Raw genomic sequence first — 10,612 nt, forward strand, 5'->3', positions numbered from 1 at the left:
GCAGGAGAGAACTTATAAACAGCAGTGAAAAATGTTTTAGTGCAGGTCTGCACTCGGTTTGTCTATATAATAACCCTGTGATTTGTTTACACCCATTTTTATGAGTTTTTCATGTATCTCTTTCGTTTCAACATATTCTGCTATTGTTTTTATATTCATCTCTTTGGCAAAGGAAATAATGACGGAGGTCAAAACTTCTGAACTTTTGTTGTTTAGAATGGATTTGATAATACTGCCGTCTATTTTGATGAAATCTGCCTGCAGTTTCATAAGGTATTCAAAGTTTGAGTACCCTGTGCCAAAATCATCTATGGCAATACGGCATCCGTAGGATTTCACTTTCTTTATAAAGCGTTCAACGGTGTCAAAGTTTTTTATACTTTCACTCTCGACAATTTCAAAAATAACTCTCTTCCCTATGCCATAGTTTTGCAGCATTTGAAAAATATATTCATTCATATTGTGATCCAGAATATCTTCAATGGTTAAATTAATGGAAAAATCATAGGTATTGTCTTTAAAAGCTTCAAAACTCTTTCTGATCACAATTTTTGTCAGTTTTTTATAAAGTTTGGCTTTTTTTGCAATTTCCAAAAAGTGCCATGGTGTAATAATATTGCCTTTCTTGTCTACAAGCCGTATCAGTGATTCGTATTTGGTAACTGTACGCGTTTTGTTATCCATAATAGGTTGAAAAAACATAACAATTCTGTTCTCAAGGATGGCATCTTTTATCTCCTGAATCCATTTTAGATTATTTTCATATTCTTCGTTGAGTGAGGCTTCATCACTGTAAAAAACGATATTTTTTGACTCTTTTTTTGCAAGTTTGAGTGCCATATTTGCAGTTGGCAGGAGAAGTTCTGTTTCTTCAAAAGAGATGCCGACGGTTATGTTTAAATAGATATCATGGTCTTCAATTGTAAGAGGATGTTTGTGTATCTCCTCTATAAGTTTTGTGAGATTATTTTTGAGTGTGTCGCGGTTTTTCTCTTTGGAGAGTAAAACAAACTCGTCTCCGCTGAGTCTGAACAGTTTGCATTCCGGATTCTTTTTAAGATTTTCCTGCAAAAATTCAGAAAATTTTATAAGAACCTTGTCTCCGAATTTTTCACCATAAAGATCATTGATCTGACTGAAAGTATCTATGTTTATCAAAAGAAGCGAGAAATTGTGTATCTCCTTTTTTGCTTCTATCAGGGCCCGTCTGTTTGGCAAACCTGTCAGAGAGTCTGTGTAAAACATTTTGGTTAACTCATCCTGGGTATATTCCATGAGTTCATTGTGTTTTTCTTTGAGTTTTTCTTTTGTGTTGATATCTGTTTTGCGAATAAAATATTTGAGTAAAAGATATATACCGCACAAAGCGGCAGTAACATTCAAAAAGAAAAAAACTTCCTGTGCAAGCGGCGGTATGGTGTGATTGTAATGTGTAATCAGGAGAGGATCTATGACTACTGACAACACCACCAGGGCTACAAATGAATAGAGCCAGTACTGAGACTTTTGCTCTTTTTCATGAATAAGCGAGGCAATAGGGGCAAAAAATGCCCAAATCATGACATAGCTTCCCTGTGCGAAGCCTCCTAAGGTCCACATGAGCAGAAATGGTAAAATGAGGACCAGTAACATTTGGACTTTCTGAATGATTAGCAAATTTTTATTTCGCCTGTAACACCAAAGGTTTATAAATGAGACACAAGAGTAAAAAAGAGGGATGAGTGCCGGAATATACTGTTCAAAAGCGATATAAATAAGAGCCCAGACAAGGCTTATGGGCCCTATAATCATCGGTACTATAATAATAGATGCTTCTTTGAGTTCATCTTCACTGACCTGTTCAGTGTTAAGCAGTATATGTAAATAATGTTTATAGGCTTGAATCATTCGCTAACTTTTAATTTTTTGGTAATTATATCACAAAATTATCACAAGTATTGCTGAAACAGCTATTAAATTTTATTATCTGATTTATAAACAAAATGTGATACAAAGGGAAGAAAATATGCTAAAATTAGATATATTAATTGATTGAGGGAAGAAAATGTCATTTGAAAAGCTGGGAGTTTTTAAGCCGTTACTGGATGCTATAAAGGATTTGGGCTATACAGAGCCTACTCTGGTGCAAACAAGGGCTATCCCCTTGGTACTGGCAAAAAAAGATGTTTTTGCAACAGCACAGACGGGAACAGGCAAGACAGCCGCTTTTGTTTTGCCGATACTGCAAAAACTGAGAAAACCTGTACAGGGCAAAGGAGTCCGTGCTGTTATACTTTCTCCTACACGGGAGTTGAGTATACAGATACATGATGATATTACGGCTTTATCAAAATATATGGAGATTCGGACAACGATTCTGGTTGGCGGCAAAGATTTGCAAAAGCAGCGTGAAGCCTTGAAAAAGGGGACGGAGATTGTTATTGCAACGCCCGGACGTCTTTTGGAACATATAGAAAACGGTCTGAGCCTCAAAGATGTGGAAATCTTTGTGCTTGATGAAGCGGACAGAATGTTAGATATGGGTTTTACCAAAGATATTCGAAAAATTCATCCGCTTATGCCAAAGAGACATCAGACACTTCTTTTTTCGGCAACATTCAGTGACAAGGTACGCAGGCTCTCCAAACTGATTTTGACCAAACCGGCATTTATAGAAACAGCGAAGAAAAATACAACGGTAGATACAATCAATCAGGTGGCCTATCTTGTGGATACTGCAAGAAAAGCCGAGCTTTTGGCGTATCTCATCGGTTCAAGAAACTTTCCTCAGGTTTTGGTTTTTACAAGAACAAAAGCAAGTGCCGACAGACTTTTTGAGGAACTGCAAAAAGACGGACTAAAATGTGGGATTCTTCACGGAGACAGAACAAAAGCAAACCGCTTAAAAACACTCAAGCAGTTTAAAGAGGGTAAAACAAGAGTATTGGTGGCAACCGACATTGCTTCACGTGGTTTGGACATAGAAGAGTTGCCTTATGTCATTAACTACGAACTGCCTTCAATTCCTGAAGATTATGTTCACAGAGTCGGTCGTACGGGGCGTGCAGGACGTGAAGGTGAGGCAATTTCTCTCATTGATATTTATGAAAAATATGACATAAAAGATATAGAAAAGCTTATAGGACAAAAAATTCCTCAAGAAGTGGTAGAAGGTTTTGAACCGGACCCGACGATACGAAGAAAAGATGTGGATGAAGTCAAACTCAAAGCAGAGCATAAAAAGCCTGAAAGTAAAAGAATTCGTCACTACAGTAAAAATACCACAGGCATACAGACGAAACGAAATCCGAAAAAGCGTAAGACAACCAAGAGAGACTAGTCTAAAATATCGGGCAGAGGCTTTCCTATATGATAGCCCTGGAGCATATCAATCCCAAGTTCTATAGCCTTGTTTTGTATCGTCTCGTCTTCTATATACTCAGCAATGGTTATAAGGTCAAGCTCTTTTGCCAAATTGATAATATTTTTAAAGAGTTTTTCATAATGTATGTCTGATGCAATATATTTGACTATGGAACCGTCAATTTTAAGATAATTGAGATTCAGTTTAATGACATTTGAAAGATTGGAATATCCGCTTCCAAAATCATCCATGGCAATTGTGATCCGGGCATCTTTTGCTTTTTGTATAAATTTACAGAGTGCATCAAAATTGTCAAACTCCTCACTTTCTAAAATTTCCAAGGTTAACTGCCGGGCAATATTTTCTTGGACCGCCTGCGTAAAAATGGCTTCGCAGAATTCTGAATTTTGAATATCCAAAGCGGAAATATTAAAAGAAAAGCTTAAAGAAGGGTTCTTTTTGGCTATTTGAATAACCTGTGTAAACATTTGCAGAGAGAGTTTATGATAAAGAGGTGTCTTTTTGGCTACATCCAAAAAATACCATGGAGCAACAATCTCTCCGTTTTGTCTCTCTAGGCGCATAAGTGTCTCATATTTGATGATTTTGTGCTGTTTGACATCATATATGGGTTGCAGATAGCTGTAGACCTTGTTATATTGCAGGGCATAATCTATATCATCCAAAATACGTTTGTTTTTTTTGTTGTGATTCATATTTTCATGATACAGGGCTAAGAGCATATTGTGTTTTTTTGCAAACTTCAAGGCTATTTCGGCATGAATAAATGGATTGGAACTTTCAACAACTTCTCCTATGCCGGCTTTCATACTGAGTGTAGTTTTGTATCCCTCACAGGTAAATTTTTGGTGATGCAAAGCAGAGAGTATATCTTCTGTTTTTTGCATAAATGCTTTTACCGGCATTGTCTGTGTGTTGACTATGCAAAACAAGTCTGCATGGAGTTTATACAGTTTCAGGTCCAAAGAGATATTTTTTTGCAGCAGTTTTGCAACATATTTCAGATATTCATTTCCGTAGGCATAACCGTAAATATCATTCAGCATACCAAAATGTTCAATATCCAAAATGGCAATAAAAAAGGGAATGTCATTGTGTTTTTTAGCTAAGTCATAAACAAGTTTTTTGGCATTTTCAAGCTGCGTAAGTGCATCAACATTGTAAGCCTTTTCAATTTCGTCTGTTTTTTGTGTCACAATACTGTTTAAACGTTTGACAACGATGAAGTTGAAAAACATATAAAACAGAATGATAAAAAATACAGGGACAATCAAATACAGAATTTTACTTAAAAGTATATGTTTGAGTGTGATGATGTCCTCAATATTGTAATCGGCACCGACAACATATTTTTTACCGTTTTTTGTCTGTTTAAGGATGTAGACACTGTAAAAGTCTCCCCATTTGTCTTTTGAATGATTAAAAAGAGGTTGGTTGAAGTTTGCAGTGTTAAAAAGCTCTTGCAGTTGTGGGTCTGTATATGTATCAAAAGAGTAGATGTCACTGCTGTTTTGTTCCAAATCTTTTTCTTTGGCACTTGAACTTGAAAATCTGATGATATTGTTTTTATCCCGGACGAAGGAGTATACATACGCAAGATGGGTATTACGGATAAACTGAGTAAGATTTTTAATATTTTCAAAATCTTGTGCATACGAAGGTTTCTTTGCAAGCAAATTATCATCATGGTAGGTACTTTTAAGAATCAAAGGGACACTGTTTGCACCATGGAGCAGTTCTTGTTTAATATTTGCATGCAAGGCTTTTTCGGCCGTACTGTAAGAATATAATCCGTAAAGAAAGAAAAAGAGTGTGTATATGAGGATAAAAACAAGTAAGTTTTTGAAATTTATTAATTTTGAATTGAACATGTGGAATTATATTGTATAAAACTTTCTTATACTTTAAAATTAATGAATTTTCATGGAAAATTTAAGTAAAATATCAGTATTAAAAATGAAAGAGTAATAATGAATACAGAAGTAAAAACAAAATATCTAAAAGATTATAAAAAGCCCGCCTATGCAATTGAGAGTGTTGATTTGTTGTTTGAATTATTTGAAGAAGAGACACTCGTGACAAATACTATGCAGATAAAAAAAATAGATGCAAGTGTGAATGATTTAACTCTTGATGCTGTGAATCTGAAACTTTTAGAGCTTTCTTTAAATGCTTTAAAGTTGCAGGAGAGCCGTTATATTATCGAAGAGGAACACCTGACTGTTCTCAATGTTCCTGATGCGTTTGAGATAAAAATAAAAAACAAAATATATCCGCAAGACAATACAGAACTTGAAGGGCTGTATAAATCAGGCGATATTTTTTGTACCCAGAATGAGCCTGAGGGATTTAGAAGTATTACACCTTTCCTTGACCGTCCGGATATCATGAGTCTGTTTACAACGACGATTTTTGCAGACAAAAAGAAGTATCCTGTTTTACTCAGTAACGGCAATAAAATTAAATGTCATGATGATTTCAATGAACGCCATGGGGTGACCTGGCAGGATCCGCATCCAAAACCTTCGTATCTTTTTGCGCTTGTGGCAGGAAATTTGGGCAGCATAAGTGATGAATTTACAACAATACAAGGCAATAAAGTCGCATTGAATATTTACTGCGATTTGGGAAATGAGCAGAAGTGTCATCATGCCATGCACTCGCTGAAAGCCTCTATGAAATGGGATGAAGAGAAATACGGGCGTGCCTATGATTTGGATATATACAATATTGTAGCGGTTGACAGTTTTAACATGGGTGCAATGGAGAACAAGGGACTCAATATTTTTAACTCCGCCTATGTACTGGCAGATACCGATACAGCCACTGATGCCAATTTTATGGGAATAGAGTCTGTGATAGCGCATGAGTACTTTCACAACTGGACAGGAAACCGCATTACATGTAGAGACTGGTTTCAACTCACACTCAAAGAGGGACTGACAGTTTTTCGCGACCAGTGCTTTTCAGCAGATATGAATTCAGTACAGGTGCAACGCATTGAAGATGTAAAAGCACTCAGAGAAAGACAGTTTGTCGAAGATGCTTCCCCGACACGCCATCCTATTCAGCCGGAGTCTTATATATCTATGAACAATTTTTATACAGCTACGGTCTATGAAAAGGGTGCAGAAGTGATACGCATGGTTTATACACTTTTGGGTGAGAAAAACTACAGACAGGCAATGGATTTGTATTTTAAAACCTTTGACGGACAGGCGGTTACCACTAATGACTTTTTATGGGCGATGCATCAATGCGGTGATTTTGACTTGGAACTTTTTAAAAGATGGTACAAACAAAGCGGTACACCGCGTTTACATGTAAAGGAGTCGTTTGAAAACGGGACATATAGCATATTATTAACACAAAAAGTTCCAGATGATGTTGATGGAAAAAAACAAAAGCCTTATTATTACCCTTTAAAAATGGGGCTTTTAGATAGAGATGGTAATGAGATTTTGGCAGAAACTTTGATAATATCGAAAGAAAGTGAAACTTTTGTATTTGATAATTTAAAAGAAAAACCGGTACTTTCGATAAACAGGGATTTTTCTGCACCGATAATTGTAGAACAGGAAGAAAACAACTATGCTTTTTTAATGAAGTATGATACAAACAGTTTTACGCAGTATGAGGCAACACAGAATTTTGCACTCCGGACAATCAATGAAATTATAGAGTCGAATGCAATCAATAATGATTTTGTAGATGCCTATGGACATTTGCTTGATTTGGATGTCGACTTGTCTTACAAAGCACTGCTTTTGGAACTGCCGTCTGTTTCGGCAATTATGCAACTGCAAAAAGAGATAGATTTTGACGTGATATATGATGCACAGGATCAACTGTTGTTGCATATAGCGCAAAAATACAAAGAGAAGTTGTTAGATATTTATAAACAAAATCATCTGCCTGCATCAGGAAGTTTAGAAGCAAAACATATTGCAAAACGAGCTATAAAAAACAGAGCATTGAAAATTCTCTCTATTTTGAAAAATAGTGAGGTCGCAGAGTTGGCACAAAAGCAGTATGAAGAATCACTTACGATGACTGACCGTATTGTTGCTTTGGATGTTTTGGAAAACTTACATGTATCGTATGCTGAAGTTGCACTGCAGGATTTTTATAACAGATATAAAGATGAGACACTCGTCATGAACAAATATTTTGCAATTTTGGCATCTTCGAGCCGTTATGATGTGCTCGAACGTGTTGAAAAACTTCAAAGAGACAAAGTATATGATGAAAAAGTACCTAATCTTGTCCGCTCTTTAGTCGGTTCTTTCGCGCGAAACCATAAACATTTTCATGCCAAAGACGGAAGCGGGTATAAATTCCTGGCTGACAAAATCATAGAAATAGATAAAATCAATCCGCAAATAGCTTCAGGGCTCTGCGGTGCTTTTAAAGTCTGTGATAAAATGAACAAACATAATCAAGAACTGATAAAAAAAGAACTCTCGCGTGTAATTTCTACACAGGGGCTTTCAAAAAATAGTTTTGAAATTATTGATAAAATATTAAAATAAACTTAATTTATGGAGTTACTGTTTTTACAAATGCCCTGTTTTAGGCATTTTCAGACTGTTGTGTCTTTTGCTTTTAAAATTTATCTAAAAAAGAAAGAAAATCATGTGATAACATTGTGATATTATTTTGATAAAGTTACCAAGAACTTAAATTATAGAGGAAAATTATATGGCAAGATTAGTTGTATTAGGTGGTGGTGTTGCTGGTCATACAACAGCTACATTCGCTGCAAAATGGTTAGGCTCAGATCATGAAGTTGTTGTTGTCACTCCAAATGCCAAGTGGAACTGGATTCCGTCAAACATCTGGGTGGGTGTCGGCCAAATGAAAAAAGAGGATGTGACATTTGATTTAGCGCCTGTTTATGCAAAAGCCGGTATTGATTATCGTCAGGCAAAAGCGCTCTCTTTAAATCCGGAAGGTTCGCAGTCAAGTGATAAACCTTTTGTGACTATTGAGTATACAAGTGCTGACAAAGCAGGACAGACTGAAAATATAGAGTATGATTATATTGTCAATGCGACAGGACCAAAGCTGAATTTCGGAGCTACTCCGGGTTTAGGCGAAGGTAGTCAATTGGGTGAGCATACTGTTTCTGTCTGTACAGCTGACCATGCAGTCCATGCTTCAGAAAAATTAAATGAAGCCATTGAAAAAATGAAAGGCGGTACCCGTCAAAAATTCCTAATAGGAACAGGACACGGAATGTGTACATGTCAGGGGGCTGCATTTGAGTATATTTTCAATATTGAGCATGAATTAAGAAAAGCCGGTGTGCGTGACATGGCAGATATGAAATGGATTTCCAATGAATCTTTTTTAGGTGACTTCGGTATGGGCGGACTGCATATGAAAGTTGGCGGCTATGTTGTTTCTTCCAAACTGTTTGCAGAATCCCTTTTTGCCGAAAGAAATGTTGACTGGCTTATCGGTGCACATACAAGTAAAGTAGAAGCCGGAAAAGTTGAGTATGAACTGCTTGACGGTTCAACTGGTGAAGAAGAGTTTGATTTTGCAATGCTTATTCCTCCTTTTGCGGGTGTTGGTTTAAAAGCCTACAACAAAGCCGGTGAAGATATTACTGATACGGTATTTGCTCCAAACGGCTTCATGAAAGTGGATGCGGACTATACGCCAAAGCCATACGAAGAGTGGAAAGCAAGTGACTGGCCAAGAACATACCAAAATCCTACTTATAAAAATATGTTTGCTGCAGGTATTGCTTTTGCTCCGCCACATCTTATCTCTAAACCGATGAAATCACCAAACGGAACACCGATTAATCCGACGCCTCCAAGAACGGGTATGCCTTCTGGTATTATCGGAAAAGCGGTTGCACACTCTGTTTGTGATATGATTACAAAAGGCGAAAATGCCCACCTGCATGAAGCGTCAATGGCTGAAATGGGTGCTGCCTGTGTTGCAAGTGCCGGAAAAGGTTTGTTTGACGGAACTGCGGCTGCTATGACAGTCTATCCTGTTGTTCCTGATTTTGAAAAATATCCGGGAACAGGGCGTGATACAGACTATACATTTGGTGAAATAGGTCTTGCTGGGCACTGGATTAAACATATTTTACACTATCTGTTTATCTATAAAGCAAAACTAAATCCAGGTTGGACATTAATTCCAGAATAAAAAAGAGGAGATATTATGAGCGAAGTAAAACATGTTGAAGAAGAGGTAAATTTTCAAAAGAATGATCAGTTTACATTAACAATGATACCGGGGGCATTTGCTAGAAAAATGCGTACGTGTGTAATCTGGCAGTTTATCAGATTTATAATAATCAATATAAAAATGATTATAGTTGTAGGTAAAAGTCATTAACAAGAAGAGTCTTGAAATTTTATTCAAGACTCTTTCGTGTATAAGGTATAAAAAATAATGGTAAGAGAGATTATAACGCATCCTACGCCCCTGAGTATAGAATACGCTGTAGACATAAGAAAATTTGATAATGAATTGTTTGCCTTGATAGAAGATCTCAAAGATACTATCAATGAAAATAATTTGGATGCTTTGAGTGCTTATCAGATAGGGAGTTACTATAACCTGATTATTGTAAAAGATGATGAAGGAAAGCTGATAGAGATGATAAACCCCCGGTTGATAAACCATAAGGGTACTGTCACGGCTACAGAATCAACGCTGTACTATCCTGGAAAAACAGCACAGATACAACGGTTTGAAACTATCAGCGTTGTTTATCAAGACAGAAACGGAAATGATAAATCACTGCAGGCAAGTGGAGATTTTTCTGTAAGAATTCAGCGAAAAATAGACTATACCTTTGGCGCTACTTTTGTGCAAAAAATGTCCAAAGAAGAAAAAGAGAAGTTTGAAAAAAATTTAGAAAATGGTATAAATACTACAAATGCCGATTACTGTCCTACGGTCTTTTTCAGAGACAAAATTTTGAAACTCATACATGTCGTTATGTTTTTTATGCTTCTTCCACTTGTAGCATCTTTCTTTATTGATAAGGAGCAGACGTTACAGACTTTATGGACATATCAACTTTATACGATATACGGAGTCCTTGGGTTAAACATAGTTTACTTTTTTTATGCTCAGTATGAAGGAAAACTTTATGTCGCATGCAGTAGTTGCCAATTGGGCAATATTGTCGGAACAACTGCAATATCTTTGGTGAAACTGTTTGTCATTACAGTTGCGTCATACTTTTTGTTACATGTAGGATAATGGTATAAC

General features: G+C 36.5%; 7 protein-coding genes. 5 read left to right on the top strand and 2 right to left on the bottom strand.

Translation table 11 applies throughout. From position 1 onward, the window contains the following. Positions 1–36 precede the first annotated feature (36 nt). Positions 37–1,887 (bottom strand): EAL domain-containing protein, encoded by a 1,851-nt coding sequence (locus MNY28_RS00135; protein ID WP_346388509.1) that lies wholly within the window; start codon positions 1,885–1,887, stop codon positions 37–39. A gap of 157 nt (positions 1,888–2,044) precedes the next feature. On the opposite strand from MNY28_RS00135, the gene MNY28_RS00140 reads away from it, so the two are divergent. Next, a complete protein-coding gene (locus MNY28_RS00140) occupies positions 2,045–3,319 on the top strand; it encodes a DEAD/DEAH box helicase (protein ID WP_151900748.1) in 1,275 nt (424 codons plus the stop codon). On the opposite strand, the gene MNY28_RS00145 is transcribed toward MNY28_RS00140, so the two are convergent. Continuing rightward, positions 3,316–5,124, bottom strand: coding sequence for a bifunctional diguanylate cyclase/phosphodiesterase (locus MNY28_RS00145; protein ID WP_346388510.1), 1,809 nt, complete (start codon positions 5,122–5,124; stop codon positions 3,316–3,318). The two genes, MNY28_RS00140 and MNY28_RS00145, sit on opposite strands and share 4 nt — an antisense overlap. 210 nt (positions 5,125–5,334) lie before the next feature. Between MNY28_RS00145 and pepN the strand changes: the two genes are divergently transcribed. From pepN to MNY28_RS00165, 4 genes are all read left to right on the top strand, one after another. Then, on the top strand, positions 5,335–7,896 hold the full coding sequence (gene pepN / locus MNY28_RS00150; protein ID WP_346388511.1) for an aminopeptidase N: 2,562 nt from the start codon (positions 5,335–5,337) through the stop codon (positions 7,894–7,896). A gap of 169 nt (positions 7,897–8,065) precedes the next feature. Continuing rightward, a complete protein-coding gene (locus tag MNY28_RS00155) occupies positions 8,066–9,535 on the top strand; it encodes an FAD-dependent oxidoreductase (protein WP_151900745.1) in 1,470 nt (489 codons plus the stop codon). Positions 9,536–9,550: 15 nt separating this feature from the next. Further along, a complete protein-coding gene (locus MNY28_RS00160; protein ID WP_188109968.1) occupies positions 9,551–9,727 on the top strand; it encodes a hypothetical protein in 177 nt (58 codons plus the stop codon). Between the two features lie 57 nt (positions 9,728–9,784). Then, positions 9,785–10,603: a peptide deformylase gene (locus tag MNY28_RS00165; protein ID WP_346388512.1), complete on the top strand. Its 819-nt coding sequence runs from the start codon at positions 9,785–9,787 to the stop codon at positions 10,601–10,603. The last annotated feature ends 9 nt before the right edge of the window (positions 10,604–10,612 follow it).

Source organism: Sulfurimonas sp. NWX367 (genome assembly GCF_039667065.1).
In the GTDB taxonomy this organism is placed as follows: domain Bacteria; phylum Campylobacterota; class Campylobacteria; order Campylobacterales; family Sulfurimonadaceae; genus Sulfurimonas; species Sulfurimonas hydrogeniphila.